The following is a 17749-nucleotide window of genomic DNA, read 5'->3' as shown; positions in this document are numbered from 1 at the left end:
ATCCGGCCGGTGGAGTAGAGTCCGGCGTTCAGGGAGGACAGGGCGGCGGTGAGGACGACGAGGTTCATGATGACGTCTACGCCTTGGACGCCGATGGAGCCGAAGAACGTCACGAAGGGGCTGACGCCTTTTTGGTAGGTGGTGTAGGGGAGCAGGAGGGCGAGGAGGATGACGGAGCCGACGTAGAACACGGCGATGCGGAAGACTACGGAGTTGATGGCTTTGGGCATGATTTTTTCGGGGTTTTCGGTTTCGCCGGCGGCGGTGCCGACGAGTTCGATGGAGGCGTAGGCGAACAGGACCCCTTGCATGAGGATGATCATGGGCAGCAGGCCGGTGGGGAAGATCCCGCCGTGGTCGGACAGGAGGCTGATGCCGACTTGTTGGCCGTCCACGGGGGTGCCGAAGATGACGAAGTAGGTGCCGATGATCAGGAACGCGACGAGGGCGGCGACTTTGATCAGGGCGAACCAGAATTCCATTTCGCCGAAGACCTTGACCGAGACGAGGTTCAGGGCGAGGACGACGAGGAGGGCGGTCAGGGCCCAGGCCCACTGCGGGACATCGGCCATCCAGGGGATGTAGTTGCCGAAGAAGTGCATGTAGAGGGCGGCGGCGGTGATGTCCACGATGGTGGTGGTGGCCCAGTTGATCCAGTAGAACCAGCCGGAAACGAACGCGGCTTTCTCGCCGAAGAATTCACGGGCGTAGGAGACGAAGGAGCCTGAGGAGGGCCGGTGCAGGACCAGTTCGCCCAGGGCGCGCAGGATCAGGAACGCGAAGAACCCGCAGACCGCGTACGCGATGACCAGGGACGGGCCCGCGGCGTTCAGCCGGCCGCCGGCGCCCAGGAACAGGCCGGTACCGATCGCACCGCCGATCGCGATCATCTGGATCTGCCGCGGCTTGAGGTTCTTGTGGTAACCCTTGTCCTCCGCATGCAGGGAAGTCTCGGACGCATGCGCGTGACCACCATCAATTACATGGTCCGGCTCAACCTCGTCATTGGGGTTGTTGGGCATGGGGATTCCTTTCGATCCGGAAAAGATCTTGTTGGTTGGGGAAACTTAGAAGACCGACCAGCCGGTGCGGTCGGAGAGGTCCGCAAGGGCCGCCGTCCCGGCGAGGGAATTGCCTTTGGCGTCCAGGCGGGGGCTCCAGACGCAGATGGCGCACTGGCCCGGGACGATGACCAGAATGCCGCCGCCCACTCCGCTCTTGCCGGGCAGGCCCACGCGGTACGCGAACTCGCCCGCGGCGTCATACATGCCGCAGGTCAGCATGATGGAGCCGATCCGCTTGGCCTCGCTCGGGGACAACACGGCCCCCGGGGCCCCCTGGCCGTCGTTGGCAAGGAACAGGCCCGCCCTGGCCAGCTGGACGCAGGTCATCATGACGGAGCACTGGCGGACGTAGTTCTCCACCACTGCCGCGGCCGGCTGGGTGAGGTTGCCGAAGTCCTTCAGGAAGTGGGCAAGGGCCAGGTTGCGGCTGCTGCCGGCCAGTTCACCGGCAGCAGCGGCCTCGTCAATGTACGGTGCCGGATCTCCCTCCCGGCCTGGTTGTCCTCCCGTACCCGCCTGCCGGGTGAGGAACTGCAGGAGGTGCCCGGCGGCGTCGGGCGTCTCTTCCATCAGGTGGTCCGTGACCACCAGGGCGCCGGCGTTGATGAAGGGATTGCGCGGGATGCCGTGCTCGGCTTCGAGCTGGACCAGTGAGTTGAAAGCCGTTCCGGATGGTTCGCGCAGCACCCGTGACCACAGCAGGCCGGACCGGCCGCCCTGCAGCGCCATGGCCAGGGTGAACACCTTGGAGATGCTCTGAATGGAGAACGGGACGTCCGCGTCGCCGGAGCTGAAGACCTTGCCGGAGGTGGTGACAACGGCGATGCCAAAACGGTTGAAGGGGACGGCGGCCAGGACCGGGATGTTGCCGGGCACGGCACCGGCTTCCTTCCGGGGCCGGTGTTCCCGGACGATTTCCTCAAGGAGGATGTCCAGGGGCGGCGCGCTGAGTGTCGTGGTCATTTCCTGCCTGAAGTGTTGTTGGCGGCGGCCCACTCCTGGAGGTGGAGCAGTGCCACCAGTGAGTCCCGGGGACTGCCGAAGTTGAGGCCGGTCACCCGGGCGGCCTTGGCCACCCGGTAGTAGACGGTGTTCTTGTGGAGGTTCATGCCCCTGGCGCACTCGGCGACGTCGAAGGCGGCGTCGAAGTAGGCGCGGAGGGTGGCGGCGAGCTCGGCGTCCTCCTGCAGGAGCGCGGCCAGGCTGCGGTGCCGGAAGGGCGAGGCCTGGAAGTTGCGGACCGCCTCGCGGTACAGGATTTCCGCTTCGAAATCGGCCACCCCCGCCACCGTGCCCGGTTCTGCAGTGCCCACGCAGGCCAGCAGCGCCTCCGTCACCCGGGTGACCGTGTGGAGGGACAGCAGGTCCGGCACCAGGGGGCCGACGGCGGCGAAGGGGGTGATGCCGAGGTGTTTTCGGGCGTCCCTGACGATTGCCTCGGCCAGGGACCGAAGCCCCGGCTCGGCGGTGCTGGACTGCAGGTCCGGCACGATGATGGCCGTGTCACCGTTGAACTGGCCCACGACGGCGGAGGCCTTGTACGCGGCGGCGTGGATGGAGGCGAGGTTGGCCAGTTCGCCGTGCTTGAGGGCGGCGTCGTCGGCACGCGAATCGGCGTCGGACATGCCCATCAGGATGAGCGTTGCAGGAGCTTCGGACGGGATTTTTCCGCTGTGCGCACCGGCGGCGGCTTCTGCCGGACCCGACAGGATCCGCGCAATCCGGTCTTCCCGCATGTGGACCGACTGCTGGTTGCGGTAGCGGATCAGTTCGGCCGAGACACGGGCAGCGGACCCGGTCAGGACATATTCGACGTCGGGCCCGAAACCGGCACCGGTCTCCTGGAGCCAGATGTAACCCATGATCCGCTCGCCGGCAAAGAGCGCGATGGCAACCCGCTCCCGCAGCCCGTCCTGCGGCCTCGCCGGGACGCGGACAGGTTGCCGGGTGCGGTGGAGTTCCCGGTAGGCGCCCAGGTCCTTGAGCAGCAGTTCGTACTTCCGTGGGCCGCGGCGGGCCAGGATGGACGCCTTCCGGAGCTCATCGATGTCATTGGTGACCGTGGAATAGGCAAGGACTTTGTTGGCCGCATCCTCAATGAGCACGTGGCTGGACGTGAGCCGTGCCGTGGTCTGGGCGATCGCAAACAGGTCTTCCTCGAGCAATGTCAGGACTTCGCTCTGGTAGCTGCGCGGCTGGATCCGGTCCTTGGCAATCGACAGCAGGCTGTCCCAGTCTGCGGCAGGATCCACCAGCAGCAGCCCCGCCCCCGCTGCGCGCAGGAGCTCCTCGGCTTCGGCGAGGTCGTCCCGCCGGCCCTTCAGTGCGACCACCGGGGGCGGATCCTCCAGGAGGCGCCGGAGTGCCGGCAGGGCAGACCGGCCGCGGACCCCGATGAGCAGGACGAAGGCTTTGGCGGCCTCCACTGCTTCATCGTCGGCGTCGACGATCAGGAACCGTTCGATGGCCGGCGCCGAAGGGCCGGGCCGGAGGATGAGGCTGGCGAAGCCGAGGGGAAGATCCGAGAGGATGTCATCCACCGTAACCGCGGCCATGGTTGTCCTTTTGCGTTGATCCCGCCGGACGGCTCTGTCCGGTCACCTCATGCTATCCAGCGGCAGGAGGCAGGATTATGGAATCTGTTCCAAGTCCACTGGCCCATTTTTGGTTTCCGGTCTGAGGCGGACGCGCTGTCGCCGAAACAGCGTGCCCGCGCGGCAACGGCGAATGGCGGGCCGGCAGGGCCGGCCCGCCATTGGTGCGGTGTGATGGTGTGCCCGGGGCGTCTAGATCCAGGCCGGTGCCGCGGGCACCGGGGTGACGGGTCCGGCGTCGTGCGTTGCCGTGGTTCCGTCCGTGCCGCGGCCGGTGGCCCACTGCGCGATTGCCGGGAGGGAACTGGACACCACGGTGGGGGACGGGGCAGCAGTGTCCCCAAACGACAAGTCCGTCCCGTCCACGGTGACCAGGAGCCCGGCGTAGGTCGCGCGGGCATGCCAGGCGCCGGTGATGTCCGTGAGGAGCCTTTCCAGGACGGGGGCGGGGATGTCCTTGAAGGTGGCCCCGTTGTCCAGGTCCACGGCGTGCACCCAGACTTCGCGGGTGCGCATCCACACGGTCTCCTCCGCCGGGACGGTCCTGCCCTGGACGGTTTTGACCTGGTGGTGCCAGTTGGCGGCGGGCAGGTCGCGCCATTCGACGTTCAGGTGCACGGCGGAGTGGTCGAACAGGTTCCGCAGGGCGATGGGACTGAGGGTGGACCCGAAGTCGATCTCGTGGTTGCGGACCTCAACGGAAGGGTACATGGGTGTTTCCACCCCGGTGGCCGCCCACTCGACCAGACGGGCGATGGCCCTGGCGTTGTAGCCCACGTGGGCTACAACGTGGCGGCGGGTCCAGCCCGGCAGCAGCGAGTCCCCGTCCAGTTCCGCGTCGGGGAGCTCGTTGAGCTTGCGGGCGAAGAACGCGGTGCCGCGCCGGGCCTGCAGCAGCCCCTCTAGCAGGACGGGATCGGTGGCCTGGTCGTGCCGGGCAACCATCAGGCTTCCTTGACCACGCGGTTGGTCAGCCGGCCCAGGCGCTCGATGGTGGTGACCAGGACTTGGCCTTCCTGCAGGTAGCGCTTGGGGTCCTGCGCGTGGCCCACGCCGCCGGGGGTGCCGGTGGCGATGACGTCGCCCGGGTTGAGGGTGATGATCGTGGAGATGTAGGACACCAGGAATTCGGGGGTGAAGACCAAATCCGAGGTGGGGGTGGATTGCTGGACGTCGCCGTCCACGGCGGAGGTCATGAGCGGGCCGGGCGTGAACTCGTCCTTGGTCACCAGGGCCGGGCCGAACGGGGTGGACTTTTCCCAGGTCTTGCCCTGCAGCCACTGGATGGTGCGGAACTGGTAGTCGCGCATGGAGATGTCGTTCAGGACGGCGTACCCGGCGATGTGGTCCGCGGCTTCGGCTTCGGGGATGCGGCGGCCGGCCTTGCCGATGACGACGGCGAGTTCGGCCTCCCAGTCCACGGTGTCCGACTCCTGCGGCAGGGCCAGGTCGTCGTTCGGTCCGATCAGGGATTCGGCGTACTTGGCGAACAGGGTGGGGTACTCGGGAACCTCGCGGCCCATCTCCTTGATGTGGTTGCGGTAGTTGTGGCCCACGCAGATGATCTTGCCGGGGGAGGGCACGACGGCGGCGAGGTCGGCGCCGTCGTACGCGTGGGTTGCGCCATTGGCTTCCTTGGCGGTGGTTTCCCAGGCGGGGTCCTTCAGGAGGGCCCCGACGTCGGCGAACCCCGGGATTTCGGTGAGGGTGTCGCCGTCCTGGCGGACCGCCGTCGTGCTCTTGCCGTTGCCTGTGCCGTTGTCCAGGCGGAGGGTGAGGAGTTTCATTACTTGGTGCGTCCTTCGATGTAGGTGCGGTTGAAGTTCAGGCGCTCAAAGATGGGCGCGTCGCTGAACCGGAACAAATCAAACTCCGTTTGTGAACCAGCGTCGGCCTGCAGCGACCAGGCGGCCCAGGACGGGACCACGAAGAGGTCGCCCTTGGCCAGGACCTTGGTTTCGCCGTTCAGGGTCACGGTGCCCGTGCCTTCGAAGACCTGCCACACGCTGGAGCCCACCTCGCGGACGGGCTCGGTGGTGGCGCCGGCGCGGAGGCGGTGGAACTCGGCCCGGATGGTGGGCATGACGTCCCCGCCGGTGGTGGGGTTGGTGTACCGGATGGCGGCGTGGCCCTGGGACACCGTGGCCGGGTGGCCCTCGTCCTCGAGGAGCAACTGTTCGCGCAGGGCGGCGTCGGTGTACTTCCACCGGTATGCGGCGATGGGGGAGTTGGTGGTGTCATCGAGCCCGGAGAGCGGGCGCAGCCCTGGGTGGGCCCAGAGCCGCTCGGAGCGGGAGATGTCGGGGGTGGCCTCGTCGGTGACGCGCTCGGTGCCAAACTCGAAGAACCCGGCGTCCGCGTAGTGCACGAACGGGATGTCCAGGCCGTCAATCCACGCCATGGGCTGGTCGGTGTCGTTGTGGTGGCCGTGGAAGTTCCAGCCCGGGGTGAGCAGGAAGTCGCCGCGGGACATCCGGACCGGGTCCCCGTTCACCACGGTCCACACGCCCTCGCCTTCGACGACGAACCGGAACGCGTTTTGGGAGTGGCGGTGCTCCGGGGCGGTCTCGCGGCCGCCCAGGTACTGGATGGCGGCCCACAGTGTGGGGGTGGCGTACGGGGTGCCGGCCAGGCCGGGGTTGGCCAGCGCGATGGCGCGGCGTTCCCCACCGCGGCCCACGGGCACCAGGTCCCCGGCGCGGGCGGCCAGCGGGTACAGGTCATCCCACCGCCACACATGCGGAACCGCCTTCGGGGACGGGACCATGGGCATCAGGTCCGCGATCTCCGTCCACAACGGAATCAGGTTCTCTTTATCGAAATCCTTGTACAGCTGCTCCAACTGGGCAGCCTCTTCCGGAGTGGGCTCGGAGACATGGTGCTCCCGGGCCACGGATTCATGTGTTTGGTTTTCAGCGCTGATCGACACTGGCCTTCTCCTTGCGTGCGGACTGACTGCGGCGTGGATTCGACCTTAGGGAAAGCGGGCTGTGATCCCCAGCATATTCTGGCAGGCAGAATATTCCTCGGAGTGGCGTGCGCCCGGGTCAGCTCCCCGCTGCGCCATCCGCCGGGTTGGCAGCGATGTCCAGCTCCAGCTGGCGCCGGGTTTCCATCATGACGCCCACCAGCCCGGCGTCGAACAGTGGCCGGAACCTGGCTACCGGAGTGGCTACGCTCAGCGCACCCACCACCATTCCCTTCCCGTTGTGCAGTGCCATGCCAAAGGCGCTGATGCCCTCCTCCGTGCCCTCGAAGTTGGCCGCGAAGCCGTTGGCGCGCACGGATTCAAGCTCGCGCAGGAACGCCGGGTACTCGGAATTGGGGATGTAGTCGCCGGCGAGCTCAGCATTCGGGCTGTGGAACAGCTGCTCGAGCATGGCGGGATCCATTTCGGCCAGGATGGCCTTGCCGCCGGAGGCCTTGTGTGCCGGGAGCAGCGTGCCCTGGCGGTCGCCAACGCGCAGGATGTTGCTGCTTTCCACCGTGTCCAGGAAGCGGACCTTGGTGCCCACCCGGATCATGAGGTTGACGGTTTCGTTGGTGCGGGCGCACAGCAGTTCCATATGCGGCCGGGAGATGTCGCGCAGCTGCCTTGTCCAGCTGAACCCTGCGGGCCCCGCCCCCATGGCGGGACCGGGAACGTACCGCCGCGTTTCGTCCTGCACCGCGAAGCCCCGGTACACCAGCATGGCCAGCAGCCGGTGTGCCGTGGAGGGTGCCACGCCGAGCTCCGCCGCTGCGTCCTTGAGCCGCAGGCTCCCCACGTCCCGCAGCAACTGGAGGAGTTGCAGGGCGTTGTCCACCGCCTCGATTGAGTAGGTGGGTTTCCGCCGGGCAGGAAGATTCTGCATGACAGAATCTTATGGGCGCGCTGGTATGACTGCCAGCACAGTGGTGGGATGAATCACACAACTTCCGCTGCAGTGCCGCAGCGCACGGCCGCCCCCGCCCGGGGCGCAGGCCTTTCCGGGTTTCCCCGGCGTTCCATGCTCGCCATCCTGGTGTGCTGGCTGCTGGTCGTTTTCGACGGCTACGACCTGATCGTCTACGGCACCGTCCAAGGCTCGCTCATCAGCGACACCGGCTGGGGCCTGACCAAGGCGACGGCTGGAACCATCGGATCCATGGCCTTCGTGGGCATGATGATCGGAGCCGTTTTTGCCGGACGGATGGCCGACACCTGGGGCCGCCGCCGCACCATCATCGGCTGCGCCGTGGTGTTCTCCCTCTTCACCATCCTCTGTGCCTTTGCACCGAGCGCGCCGGTGTTCGGCGGCCTCCGGCTGCTGGCAGGCATTGGCCTGGGCGGCCTGGTGCCATCGGCCAACGCCTTGGTGGCCGAGCTCGTTCCGGAAAAGTGGCGGTCCACCATCGCCACCCTCATGATGTCCGGTGTCCCCATTGGCGGCTCGATCGCCGCGCTCGTGGGTATTCCGCTGATCCCGGCCTTCGGCTGGCCGGCGATGTTCCTGGTGGCCGTCGTGGCCCTGGTGGTGGTGATCCCGCTGGGGCTCCGCTACCTGCCGGAAACCTTGGCACCCAAGGCAGCCGCCGGCAGCACCGCGAAGGAGTCCGCGGGATTTGGGAGCTTGCTGAGGGCGCCCTACCTCGGCACCAGCCTGCTGTTTGCGGTGGGCACCCTGGTGACCCTGTTTGCCTGGTACGGCCTGGGAACGTGGCTGCCCAACCTGATGCAGTTGGCCGGCTACAACCTGGGCTCTGCGCTGACCTTCGCCCTGGCGCTCAACCTGGGCGCCGTGGCCGGGTCAGTGCTCACGGCCTGGGCAGGCACCCGGTTCGGTCCCATTCCCACGGCCATCGCGGCAGCGGCGTGGCCGCCGTCGCCCTGGTGGTGCTGGTGACCGGACCGCCGGTCGCCGTCGTCTACCTCATGCTGGTGCTGGCCGGCGTGGGAACGCACGGCACCCAGTGCCTGATCATCGCCGCCGTGGCCAGCCACTACCCGGCGCACCTGCGCGGCACCGCCCTCGGCTGGGCGCTGGGCGTCGGCCGGATTGGCGCCGTGGCCGCGCCGCAGGCCGGCGGGCTCCTGCTCGCGGCGGGGCTGGGCGTCAATTCCAACTTCCTGGCCTTCGCCGGAGCAGCAGCCGCGGCGGCGGTCCTGATCGCAGCCGTCGGCACCAAAATCAAGAAATCGACAGCAGTAGGAGCTACCAATGTCTAACGTCAAAGAGTCCACCGATGTCCTCGTGGTGGGCGGCGGCATGGCCGGACTGGCCGGAGCGCTCGCCCTGCGCGAAAACGGCGCCGACGTCACGCTGGTTGAAGTGGCACCGGCCTTCGGCGAAGTGGGAGCCGGGCTGCAGATGGCCCCCAACGCCTCCCGGGTCCTCAAGCGCTGGGGACTGCTGGAGAAAGCCCTGGAAATCGGCGTCCAGCCCAAGCACCTGGTGTTCCGCGATGCGGTTACGGGGGAGGAACTGACCCGCCAGACACTGGGCGGCGAGTTCGAGGAGCGCTACGGGGCGCCCTACGTGGTGATCCACCGCAGCGACCTGCACCGGATCCTGCTCGAGGCCTGCCAGGCGGCGGGCGTCACCCTGGTGAACGATGTCCTGGTGCAGAAGGTGGAAACCGACGGCGACCGGGCCCGTGCCTACACCGCCAAGGGTGAGGTCTTCGAAGCCGACGCCATCCTGGCCGCGGACGGGCTCAAGTCCACACTGCGCGGGACCGTTGCCAACGACGGCCCGGTGAACTCGGCCTACGTGGCATACCGGGGAACCGTGCCCATCACGGAGGAGACCCCGGCAGCGGACCTGGAGGACGTCATCGTCTACCTCGGGCCGGACTGCCACCTGGTTCAGTACCCGCTGCGGAAGGGCCAACTGCTCAATACGGTTGCCGTGTTCAAGTCGGCATCATTCGAGCGCGGCGAAGAGCAATACGGCGGCGTGGACGAACTCGAGGCGGCCTACGCCGGCTGCGTCCCCGCGGTGCAGGAGGCCCTGAAGAACCTGGCCACCGGCATCCGCTGGCCCATGTACGACCGCAACCCGATCGACAACTGGGTGTCCGGCCGCATGGCGCTGATCGGCGATGCCGCCCACCCGATGCTGCAATACCTGGCCCAGGGTGCGTGCCAGGCGCTGGAGGACGCGGCAGTGCTCCAGGATGTGTCCCGGAACCAGGTTTTCACCCCCGAAGGAATCGACGCCGGTGCGTGGGAGGACGCCTTCCGCGAGTTCAATGAAACCCGCGCAGCCCGCACCGCCCGCGTGCAGCGTACCGCCAGGACCTGGGGCGAGTCCTGGCACGTGGGCGGCGTGGCCCGGGTGCTCCGGAACATGCTGTTCAAGAGCCGCGGCGACAACAACTTCCAGTACAACGACTGGCTGTACGGCCGCGGCGAGCCCGGCGTTCCGGCGGAGGTGCCGGCCGGGGCCAAGCTCGTGGAAGCCTAAGCAGCGCGATATGAAGGCGCGCGTACGACGACGCGTGGCTCCCGGCGTTGTACGCCCGCCTTTTTGCCGGGTCAGCCGGATCCTCCGTGGACCGCCCGTTGCTAGGCTTCAGATCATGGGGCAACGTTCGGGGGCAGGGCAGTGGGATGGCGGGCTGCTGAGCGCCGAACAGTCCAGGCTGGCTGAGGGGTGGCGCGGCTCGCCGAAACTTGTCGCCGACCTGTCCTGGGGGATCGTGGACACCAAGGTCCTCAAGGTCCGGACGGCCACCGGGCAGGTAATCATCAAGGCTGCCGGACCTTCGAACCACCACTTGGGCCGCGAGGTCGCGGCCCACAACGCCTACACACGGCCGCTTGCCGGGCTCGGCCGGGCAGCCCGCCTGCTTCATTCAGACCCGGACGCCAACATCCTGGTGGTTGAGTACCTTGAGGGCGTTCTGGTGGAGGGAACCCCGGCCGAGCAGGTCCCGGAGACCTACGCCCAGGCCGGCGAACTGTTGAAGGTGGTTCACAGCCAGGAGCGCCGCTGCGATGACACCTGCGAAGCGCGGGCCACGGCGAAGGCGTTTGCGTGGTTGGACCGTGACCATCGCGTCGATCCATCAATCGAGCTGGAGGCACGGAGTCGCCTTGCGGAGTACCGGCCTGCCCCCATCACCGTGGTTCCCACCCATGGTGACTGGCAGCCGCGGAACTGGCTCATCCGCAATGGCGAGCTGCGGATTATCGACTTCGGCAGGTTCGATTTCAGGCCGGCCGCCACTGATCTGTGCCGGTTGGCGGTGCAGCAATGGCGGGGAAGGCCAGAGCTGGAGAAGGCCTTCCTGGAGGGATACGGAACTGACCCCAGGTCCATGGAGGTGTGGCGCATCGACTTGCTCCGGGAAGCGATCGGCACGGCGGTCTGGGCGTACCAGGTGGGGGATGGGAACTTTGAACGCCAAGGCCACCGCATGCTTCGGGAGGCCCTGGACCGCTTCCAGCTTGACTAGCCTTCGTCGAGTCGTATGTGGTGCGCCTTTAGCAATTACTTAATGCCTTCACCCCGGGACACCGGCTGGTGCTGCCGTTTACCGTGGGTTGATCAGGCGGGGGCCGGTCCCGTCGATTCCCGGACCGTCAGGTGGGTGGGCATGACGGCGAGTTTCCGGGTGGCGCTTCCCGGCAGGGGATTGAGCTGGGCCAGGAGCATGGACACCGCCACCCTGCCCGCCTGCTCGATGGGGCTGGAGATGGTGGTCAGCGGCGGATTGCAGAAATCAGCGCCGAAGATATCGTCCGAGCCGATGATGCTCATGTCCGCAGGCACCCGGATCCCGCGGGCCTTCAGGCGCTGGAGCATGCCGATGGCGAGCAGGTCGTTGAACACGATGCAGGCGGTGGCCCCGGTGCGGACAGCGGCATCCGCCGCGGCCGCCCCGGACGTTGTCTTTGGCGCGTAGGGGCCAATCCGGTGGACTTCCATCCCCCGCTTCGTGGCGTCCTCTTCGAACACCTTCCATCGCATCTGGTTTGACCAGGAGGTGGGAGGCCCGGCAACGTAGCAGACCTTGTGATGGCCCAGCGATGCCAGGTGCTCCAGCGCCTGGATGATGGCCGACGGCGTATCGATCATCACGGTGGGAGCGCTGGTGGACGCGCGGTTGAACGTGACCAGGGGCTGTGTTTGGGAGACCTCCGTCAGCTGGGCGTCGGTCAGGCGGGACGCTGCCAGGATGAAGCCATCGGCCGACTTGCGCATTTTGTGCAGCGCATCCAGTTCCATCTCGCTGGACTCCTCCGTGTCCACCAGGAGCTGTGTCACGCCGGCTGCCTTGAGCTGGTGCTGGGTACCCCGGATGATGTCGAAGTAGAACGGGTTGGTGATGTCGGGCACCAGTACGGCCACGGCGTTCGTCCGCCCCGAGCTGAGGCCGCGCGCCTGGGAGCTGGGAATGTAGTTGAGTTCAGCGGCTGCCTCTTCGATCCGGACCCGCGTCCGGGGATTCACCCGCTCGGGCCGAGAGAGGGCCCTGGAGACCGTGGACGTGGCGACGCCGGCGAGCTCGGCGACATCCCGGATGGTGGGCGGACGGTCCCGCCGGGCGTTCGCGTCCCCGGCACCCTGCGGAGCGGCTTCCACCGATGGATTAGCCATAGTTGCCGACCTTTCATCGCTGGCTTGGGGAATCCGCCGGCAGCATTCCGACCGGCGTTTCCCCGACTTTGGATGATCCAATGACACCATTCTTGGCAACTTTTGGCAACCGCTTGCCGCAAGCTTTCCAATTTCCTAGACTGACTCTCGAGTCGCCTGCAGTGATTTCCGCCACAAGACGGATGTGGCCATGCGGGTGTCCTAGAGGAGAAAAAACAATGAGGTTTAAATCGACTACTGGGCTTGCGGCGATCGTCACGGCTGCAGCGCTCGCCTTGACCGGGTGTGGATCGAGCTCCGGCAACGGGGGCGGCTCAACCAGCTCGGACGGCAAAGTGGACGGCACCGGCAAGACGCTGAGCGTCCTGGTGAACGTTTCCAGCCAGTACCCGGAACAGCAGAAGCAGTGGCAGTCCGATATTGCCGCGAAGTTCAAGGCCGAGACCGGCGCCGACGTGAAGTTCGAAACTTTCGCTTCGGCCAACGATGAACTCACGCGCATCCAAACATCCGTGGTCTCCGGCCAGGGCCCGGACGTCTACAGCCTGGGAACCACGTTCACCCCCACGGCATATGCCACCAAGGCCTTCGTGACCCTCTCCGACGACGACTGGAAGAAGGTGGGCGGCAAGGACCGCTTCAACCCGGCAACCCTGGGAATCTCCGGACCGGACAAGGACCACCTTGCCGGCATCCCGTTCGTCAGCCGGCCGTTCGTCATGGCGTACAACAAGGACCTGTTGGCTGCGGCAGGCATCGACAAGCCTGCCACCAACTGGGATGACCTGGCCGCGCAGGCGAAGAAGATGACCAAGGACGGCACTTACGGCATCGCCACGGGATACAAGGACAGCTTCGATCCCTGGAAGTTCATCTGGGCCATGTCCGTCCAGGCCGGAAACCCGCTGGTGGACGGCAACAAGCTGAAGATGGATGACCCCACGGTCAAGAAGGCCTACGAAACGTACTTCGGCTGGCTCACCAACGACAAAGTGGTTGACCCCGCATCGATTGGCTGGAGCAACAGCAACGCCGTGGCCGCCTTCGCCAGCGGCAAGGCCGGATACCTGATGATGACCACGTCCAGCTCGATTCCCACCCTGGACAAGTCAGCCGTCGCCGGCAAGTACGAATACGCCCTGATGCCCACGATCGCTCCGGGCCAGACCCAGTCCAAGTCCGACGGCGACGCCGCCAGCATCCTCTCCGGCGACAACCTGGTGGTGGCCGACTACTCCAAGCAAAAGGACCTGGCCTTCGCCTACATCAAGCTGATCACCTCCAAGGACGAACAGCTGAACTACCAGAAAATCTTCGGTGACCTCCCGGCCAACGCCGAGGCCCTCGCCACCCTGACCGATGCCAAGCTCAAGCCAATGGCCGATGCCGCCGCCAAGTCCAAGGCCACCCCGTTCACGGGCGCCTGGGGCGACATCCAGCTGGGCCTGCTCAACGTCACTGTCCAGTCGATCCCGGACCTGGCCGCCGGCAAGGTGGACGGATCCGCCCTCGATACGCGGATCAAAGACGCCCAAAACAAGGGCCAGGCTTCCCTGGACCGGGCCTCCAAAGGATAAGTTCTGATGTCAACCGACGCCTCTCATGAAGTACGGCCTGCGGTGGAATCCGCCGCAGGCCGGGCGCCCCGGACCGCCAATGACGCCGGGCAGCAGCCCGGCCCCAAGGACGGCCCGCGGCGCAAGGGCCTGAGCGAGCGGAACCGTCCGCTCTGGATGCTGATCCCCGGCGGGGTCCTGATGATCATCATCATCGTGGTGCCGCTGCTGCTGGGCATTTACATGTCCATCCTCAACCTGGACCAGTACACGCTGCGGAAGTGGGTCAGTGCACCAATCATCGGAGTCGAAAACTTCGTTGAAGCCGTCACCAACTCGCCGCTGCTGCACGCCGTGTGGCTCAGCGTCAGCTACTCGCTGCTTGCGATGGTCGTGACCCTGCCGCTGGGCATTGCCGCGGCAGTGGCAACCCAGAATGCATTCAAGGGCCGCGCGCTGATCCGCTCGGTGTTCCTCATCCCGTATGTCCTGCCGTCCTTCGTGGTGGCCACCGTCTGGCGGACCATGCTCCAGCCCGGCGGCATCGTGGACGAGGCCCTGGCCACCGTGGGAATCCACGTGGGACTCTGGCTCAACGGACCACAAACGTTCTGGACGCTGGTCCTGGTCCAGATCTGGGCTTCCTGGCCGTTCATCTACCTGCTGGCGTTGTCCGGCCTGCAGTCAGTGGACCATGAGGTGCACGAGGCCTCAGCCCTGGACGGGGCGCTGTGGTGGAACAAGCTCCGCTACGTGATCTTCCCGTACCTGAAGGGCCCGCTGGCCCTGGCCTTCCTGATCGGAATGCTGCACCACATCAACAACTTCACGCTTCCGTTCGTGCTGTTCGGGGTCCCGGCGCCGTCGGACGTGGAAGTCCTCCCCATCCTGACCTACGTCACCAGCTTCCAGAGCTTCCGCTTTGGCCTGAGTGCTGCGATGGCCTTCATTTCCCTGGTGCTCATCGCCATCCCGCTGTTCGTCTACCTCCGCGCCGTGAAGCTTGACGACGCCGACACCCCAGGAGCGAAGAAATGAGCGCCACCATCGCCGGTCGCCGCAGTGCGCCGACCGCGGACGTCGACCGTCCGGGCTCGCACCGCCAGCACGAGGTGCTGCGGCTCCTGCCCGGCCCCCTGCTGGTCATCATCCTTGTCTTCCTGGGTGCACTCGTCCTGATTCCGGTGCTCTATATCTTCCTGGCCTCGGTGAACTCTGACATCGGCGTTGCCAACGGCGAGTTCTGGCCGTCGTCGGTGACCTTCGAGAACTACTCGAAGATCTGGACCAGCGTAGGCCTGGCCACCGGCCTGACCAACAGTGTCCTGGTGGCCGGATCAACCGCCGTGGTATCCGCGGCCTTGTCCGTTTCCACCGCGTTCGTCCTGGTCCGGTACAGCTTCCGTGGGAGGCTCAGCATCCTGCGCGGCCTGCTGGCACTGCAGTCCGTCCCCGGAACCCTGATGGTGCTGCCGGTGTTCGTGCTCTTTTCCTCCGCGGCAACCTACCTTGGCATCCAGGTGATCGGGACCCAGTGGGGCCTGTTCGTGACCTACCTGACCTTCGCAATGCCGTTCTCCACCTGGGTGATGGTCACCTACCTGCGGGGGCTCCCCAAGGAACTGGAGGAAGCAGCCAAGATCGACGGCGCGTCAAACCTCGGCGTCCTCTTCCGCATCGTGCTGCCCCTGAGCTGGCCCGGCATCGTCGTCTCCGGCATCTTCGCCTTCCTGCTCGGCTGGAACGACGTACTCTTCGCCTCGGTGATGACGCGCCCCGAAAGCCAGACCGCCGCCGTCGCCCTGCAAATCTTTGGTGCCTCGCAGGAAGGCGGCGCCATTCCCTACTACGGCCAGATGATGGCCGCAGCCCTGGTGTGTGCAGCGCCAGTGGTCATTCTCTACCTGATTTTCCAGCGTTACCTAGTAGGCGGGCTGACCGCCGGAGGAGTTAAATAACCATGGTCTCGACCACCCAGGTCACGTGGCAGCTGTCAGGTTTCGGCGACGAAATCGACGACGACCCCGCAGTCCAGATCGCCGTGCTGCAGGCCCTCGGCGCCAACCACATCGAGGTCCGCAGCGCATGGGGAACCAACATTGTGGACCTCAGCGACGAGCAGCTCCAGGCACTTGCCGCCCTGCTGGCAGATAAAGGCATGAAGGTTTCGGCCATTGCCTCGCCCATAGGAAAAGTGGACGTCAGCCTCCCGGTGGAGCATGAGGTGGAGCGGTTGCGCCGTGCGGTCAATGCCGCCAAGGTCCTGGACGCGAATTACATCCGCATCTTCTCCTTCTACTACGGCGAGTCAGTCCAGGTGGACAGCATCCGCGATGACGTCATCGAGCGCATGCGCGCCCTGGCCGGCGTGGCCGAGGAAGCCGGCGTGATCCTCCTGCACGAAAACGAGAAGGACATCTTCGGAGACGTCCCGGACCGCGTCCTGGACATCATCGAGACCGTGGACTCACCTGCCTTGAAGGTGGCCTGGGACGCTGCAAACTTCGTCCAGGTGGGCGTCAAGCCCTTCGACGAGGGATACGCCAAGCTGCGCCCGCACCTGGAATACCTCCAGGTCAAGGATGCCCTCTTTGCCAACGGCCACGTAGTGCCTGCCGGCGAGGGCGACGGGGACGTCCTGAAGACCGTCGAGGCGCTCAAGGCTGACGGCTACGAAGGCTTCGCTTCCCTTGAGCCGCACCTCGCCGGTGCCCACGGCCTGGGCGGATTCTCCGGCCCCACGGCCTTCGGAATCGCAGCCCGCGCCTTCGCCAAAGTCACCGCAGAAGCAGGAGTCCAGACCGCATGACCACCTTGAATGCAGCCATCACCGGGTGCGGCGTCATTGGCCGCACCCACGCCGTAGCCCTCCGCGAATTCCCGGAAGTCCGCATCGTCGCCCTCATCGATGCCATTCCGGCGGCCGCCGAAGCACTCGCGGACTTCATCGAACAGCAGGGCGGTACGCGGCCGGCCCAGTACACCACCCAGGCCGAGGCCTTCGCCGCCGAAGACATCCACCTCGTGGCACTCGCGACTCCCAGCGGCCTGCACATCCAGCAGAGCCTGGAGGTGCTGGCGGCAGGCAAGCACGTGGTCATCGAAAAGCCCCTCGACGTGGACCTCAGCCGGGCCCAGGAAATCGAGGCAGCCGCGAAGGAAGCAGCCGGCAAGGGCATCGTTGCCTCGGTCATCAGCCAGCACCGGTTCGACCAGTCCAGCGTCGCCGTGTCCCGCGCCATCGCCGATGGCCGGTTCGGCAAGCTGACCTCCGCCATCGCCTCGGTGGCATGGTGGCGCAGCCAGGGCTACTACGATTCCGGCGACTGGCGCGGCACGTGGGCGATGGACGGCGGCGGCGCCCTCATGAACCAGGGCGTGCACACCGTGGACCTGCTTTTGTGGTTCATGGGACGGCCGGTGGAAATCTTTGCGCACACCGCCCGCCTCGCCCACGAACGCATCGAAGTGGAGGACACGGCGGTAGCCACCGTGACCTTCGAGAACGGCGGCCTGGCTGTCCTTCACGCCACCACTGCCGCCTACCCGGGGTTGACCGTGCGCGTGCAGCTCATGGGCTCCGAGGGCTCGGCCGTGGTGGACAACGACCGGCTGGAGTACTTCCACAGCAGGGCCGCAGGCGGCGCCTCGGCGGACATGGGACTCCAGGGCGGCGGCAACCAGTCGGAGGAAGAACTGGCCAAGTACCCCGAGGAAGACTACAAAGCAGCCGATCCCACCGTGTACCCGGCCGGCCACGTCCGTCAGTACCGGGACATCCTGGCCGCGATCGCCGGTGGGAAGCAGCCAGGAGTCACGGTCAGCGACGCCGTCAATGCCCTTGCCGCGGTGCGTTCGGTATACGTCTCGGCCACCCTCGGCCAGCCAGTCCTCTTCGAGGATGTTTTGGCAGGCAAGTACAACGACCTCGAAGTCCACACCGGCAGCACGGCAGAAAGCGCCTGACA

General features: G+C 66.3%; 15 protein-coding genes and 1 pseudogene. 8 read left to right on the top strand and 8 right to left on the bottom strand.

The features are described 5' to 3' along the window. The 7 genes from C563_RS21220 to C563_RS0112750 all read right to left on the bottom strand — a co-directional run. On the bottom strand, positions 1-1022 hold a 1022-nt coding region (locus C563_RS21220), incomplete at its 3' end, for an amino acid permease (protein WP_018762455.1). Between the two features lie 45 nt (positions 1023-1067). Next, the gene (locus tag C563_RS0112775; RefSeq protein ID WP_018762454.1) at positions 1068-2027 is read right to left on the bottom strand and encodes a glutaminase; all 960 of its coding nucleotides are present in this window, start codon (positions 2025-2027) and stop codon (positions 1068-1070) included. Continuing rightward, complete coding sequence (locus tag C563_RS0112770; protein ID WP_018762453.1) at positions 2024-3619, bottom strand: PucR family transcriptional regulator; 1596 nt, start codon at positions 3617-3619, stop codon at positions 2024-2026. Before C563_RS0112770 ends, C563_RS0112775 begins: the two co-directional genes overlap by 4 nt. A 231-nt stretch (positions 3620-3850) precedes the next feature. Next, positions 3851-4603 (bottom strand): maleylpyruvate isomerase family mycothiol-dependent enzyme, encoded by a 753-nt coding sequence (locus tag C563_RS0112765; RefSeq protein ID WP_018762452.1) that lies wholly within the window; start codon positions 4601-4603, stop codon positions 3851-3853. After that, positions 4603-5445, bottom strand: coding sequence for a fumarylacetoacetate hydrolase family protein (locus C563_RS0112760; protein WP_018762451.1), 843 nt, complete (start codon positions 5443-5445; stop codon positions 4603-4605). The genes C563_RS0112765 and C563_RS0112760 overlap by 1 nt, the downstream gene beginning before the upstream one ends. Next, a complete protein-coding gene (locus C563_RS0112755) occupies positions 5445-6587 on the bottom strand; it encodes a cupin domain-containing protein (RefSeq protein ID WP_018762450.1) in 1143 nt (380 codons plus the stop codon). Before C563_RS0112755 ends, C563_RS0112760 begins: the two co-directional genes overlap by 1 nt. A gap of 118 nt (positions 6588-6705) precedes the next feature. Then, the gene (locus C563_RS0112750) at positions 6706-7512 is read right to left on the bottom strand and encodes an IclR family transcriptional regulator (protein ID WP_018762449.1); all 807 of its coding nucleotides are present in this window, start codon (positions 7510-7512) and stop codon (positions 6706-6708) included. A gap of 48 nt (positions 7513-7560) precedes the next feature. Here C563_RS0112750 and C563_RS21215 point away from each other — a divergent pair. The 3 genes and pseudogenes from C563_RS21215 (at position 7561) to C563_RS0112735 (ending at position 11080) form a co-directional block, all read left to right on the top strand. Continuing rightward, positions 7561-8846 (top strand): annotated as a pseudogene (locus C563_RS21215) (MFS transporter). Next, entirely contained in the window at positions 8839-10086 is a 1248-nt protein-coding gene (locus C563_RS0112740; RefSeq protein ID WP_018762448.1) for an FAD-dependent oxidoreductase, read from the top strand. The pseudogene C563_RS21215 and the gene C563_RS0112740 overlap by 8 nt, the downstream one beginning before the upstream one ends. Before the next feature lie 115 nt (positions 10087-10201). Continuing rightward, positions 10202-11080, top strand: a complete 879-nt coding sequence (locus C563_RS0112735; protein WP_018762447.1) for a phosphotransferase — start codon at positions 10202-10204, stop codon at positions 11078-11080. A 92-nt stretch (positions 11081-11172) separates the two neighbouring features. Here C563_RS0112735 and C563_RS0112730 read toward each other — a convergent pair whose 3' ends face one another. After that, on the bottom strand, positions 11173-12225 hold the full coding sequence (locus tag C563_RS0112730) for a LacI family DNA-binding transcriptional regulator (RefSeq protein WP_043424119.1): 1053 nt from the start codon (positions 12223-12225) through the stop codon (positions 11173-11175). A 218-nt stretch (positions 12226-12443) separates the two neighbouring features. On the opposite strand from C563_RS0112730, the gene C563_RS0112725 reads away from it, so the two are divergent. Genes C563_RS0112725 through C563_RS0112705 form a run of 5 tightly spaced genes read left to right on the top strand, consistent with a single transcriptional unit; the run spans position 12444 to position 17747 of the window. After that, positions 12444-13802 (top strand): ABC transporter substrate-binding protein, encoded by a 1359-nt coding sequence (locus tag C563_RS0112725; RefSeq protein ID WP_026264769.1) that lies wholly within the window; start codon positions 12444-12446, stop codon positions 13800-13802. Between the two features lie 6 nt (positions 13803-13808). Further along, positions 13809-14819: a carbohydrate ABC transporter permease gene (locus C563_RS0112720; protein ID WP_018762444.1), complete on the top strand. Its 1011-nt coding sequence runs from the start codon at positions 13809-13811 to the stop codon at positions 14817-14819. Beyond that, positions 14816-15739, top strand: coding sequence for a carbohydrate ABC transporter permease (locus C563_RS0112715; protein WP_018762443.1), 924 nt, complete (start codon positions 14816-14818; stop codon positions 15737-15739). Before C563_RS0112720 ends, C563_RS0112715 begins: the two co-directional genes overlap by 4 nt. A 2-nt stretch (positions 15740-15741) precedes the next feature. Beyond that, positions 15742-16590 carry a sugar phosphate isomerase/epimerase family protein gene (locus C563_RS0112710; protein WP_018762442.1) on the top strand — a complete coding sequence of 283 codons (849 nt, stop codon included), beginning with the start codon at positions 15742-15744 and terminating at the stop codon, positions 16588-16590. After that, positions 16587-17747 (top strand): Gfo/Idh/MocA family protein, encoded by a 1161-nt coding sequence (locus tag C563_RS0112705; RefSeq protein WP_018762441.1) that lies wholly within the window; start codon positions 16587-16589, stop codon positions 17745-17747. The genes C563_RS0112710 and C563_RS0112705 overlap by 4 nt, the downstream gene beginning before the upstream one ends. Positions 17748-17749: the final 2 nt, after the last annotated feature.

The organism is Arthrobacter sp. 135MFCol5.1 (assembly GCF_000374865.1).
In the GTDB taxonomy this organism is placed as follows: Bacteria; Actinomycetota; Actinomycetes; order Actinomycetales; family Micrococcaceae; genus Arthrobacter.
The sequence above is the reverse complement of the archived record's forward strand: the minus strand, read 5'-3'. Positions and strand labels throughout refer to the sequence as shown.